The 616-nt window shown below is 70.5% G+C and carries 2 pseudogenes; both read right to left on the bottom strand.

Features of this window, described 5'->3' with window-relative positions:
- A pseudogene (locus G3446_RS27185) lies at positions 1–211 on the bottom strand (IS481 family transposase); the annotation flags it as partial.
- Between the two features lie 97 nt (positions 212–308).
- Positions 309–616 (bottom strand): annotated as a pseudogene (locus G3446_RS27180) (hypothetical protein); the annotation flags it as partial.

Genomic DNA, 616 nt, shown 5'->3' with positions numbered 1-616 from the left:
CGCGCGCGGCGTAGTACCAGCGCTCCAGAGTCGAGACGCCGAAGCGCACATCCAGACCGCTGACCGGATGACGCCAGGTCTTCTCGGCGAGCACGGCCAAGGCCGTCTGCAATTGACCGCTCGGCGGCGGGGCGGCGAGCAAGGGGCCGATGATCGCAAAGCGCAAGCGGGCCCAACGCTCGCGCGGCGGAATGTCGATGGGGGCGGACATGAGCGGGTCTCCTCGGACGGTGCCAGGGATTGCGGCACCTTCGAGACCAGCCTAGCGGGGCGCCCGCACGCCTTCCAGACGCCTCTTCTGCGTGCGCTCAACCGCCCTCATACAGCCTGTCGGAACGGCTCGTCAGGGGGCTGAGGAAACGCAGCAATGCCGCCAGGGCGTCGAGGGCATCGCCACTGAAGCGCTCCAGCAAACTGCCCGGCGCCTGCGCCCAATCCACCGGTGGCATGAAGCACCCCTGTGCGGCACGCCACAGCGGCGTCTGCGGCAACTGCTCGCGCCACCAGCGCTGCCAGCGCCGCAGCGTGCGCATCGGCACCGCCAGCGTCGCGGCCAAGGCCGCCGCCTTGGGGTGATGTCCGCTCGGACGCACGCAGGCCACCACGACGATGAGGC

The sequence above is a fragment of the Thiorhodococcus minor genome, from assembly GCF_010820565.1.
Taxonomy (GTDB): Bacteria; Pseudomonadota; Gammaproteobacteria; order Chromatiales; family Chromatiaceae; genus Thiorhodococcus; species Thiorhodococcus minor.
The sequence above is the reverse complement of the archived record's forward strand: the minus strand, read 5'-3'. Positions and strand labels throughout refer to the sequence as shown.